The organism is Desulfovibrio sp. 1188_IL3213 (assembly GCF_036763145.1).
In the GTDB taxonomy this organism is placed as follows: domain Bacteria; phylum Desulfobacterota; class Desulfovibrionia; order Desulfovibrionales; family Desulfovibrionaceae; genus Desulfovibrio.
The window spans coordinates 1-979 of sequence record NZ_JBAIYR010000636.1 but is presented as its reverse complement, the minus strand read 5'-3'; the positions used below and the strand labels follow the sequence as shown (position 1 = coordinate 979).

The following is a 979-nucleotide window of genomic DNA, read 5'->3' as shown; positions in this document are numbered from 1 at the left end:
CTGACAGGGCAGCGCAAGGCGGCGCCGATGATGCCGGTCACCGCAAAACCGCCGAAAATCCTGAGCGCCCGCAGGCTCGCTCCGTGCCGTTTCCCGCAGTGGCCGCTGGCGACGAAACAAAGACATCGCCGGCTGATGAAAACAGCGGAACAGGCATTTTTTCTGAAGAGGCCTCCCGTGGCGGCCTGTGCGGACATGGCGATTTTCTTAACCGTTTTGCGCATGAAAGCGAGCGCTGTACCCGCTTTGTGCTGGCAATAGTGCGGCTGGAAAATGCCGAGGGCCAGGCTCCGGCCACGGCCCTGCGCCTGTGGGGAAAGCTTTTGCGCAAGCGCGCCCCTGATGTGGAACAGGCCGATCCGCTGGCTGGTCTTTATGGCAGCAACAGTCTGATATTTTTTCATCCTGGCGTGGAAACGCAGAATGTTGACGGCCTGTATCAACGCCTGTGCGCGGATCTGGAAAAAGAAGGGCTTGATGCGGCGGCAGGTCTGGCGGCCTTTCCCTTTTTGCAATATCGAAAGGCCGAAATGCCGGACTGCGCCCTCAAGGCTCTGGAATACGCGCTTCTTTTGCCGCCGCCACGAGTCGGCCTGTGCAACTCCCTGGCGCTCAACATCAGTGCCGACAGGCGCTACAGCCTTGGCGATGTTTTCGGCGCTCTGGAAGAGTACAAGCTGGCCCTGCTGGCGGACAAGAGCAATGTGATGGCCTGGAACTCCCTTGGCGTCTGCATGGCGGCCCTGGGACGCGGGCATGAGGCCCGGCGCTATTTTCTTGAGGCCCTGCGCCATAATCCCGATGCGGGCGCGGCCAAGCAGATTTACTATAATCTCGGCAATATCTGCCAGAGTCTGGGCGAGCGGCGCGCTGCCGCCCGCTACTACCGACAGTGCGTCAAGGCCGCTCCGGACCATCTTTTTGCGCATATCCGGCTGGGGCAGCTTTGCGAGCAGGGCGGCAGAAGGGCCGAGGCTCG

1 protein-coding gene is annotated in these 979 nt (G+C 61.3%); it reads left to right on the top strand.

Translation table 11 applies throughout. The annotated features are described in order from the left end of the window. Positions 1-979: tetratricopeptide repeat protein (locus V6C16_RS14190; RefSeq protein ID WP_333543551.1), on the top strand; the 979-nt coding region annotated here is incomplete at both ends.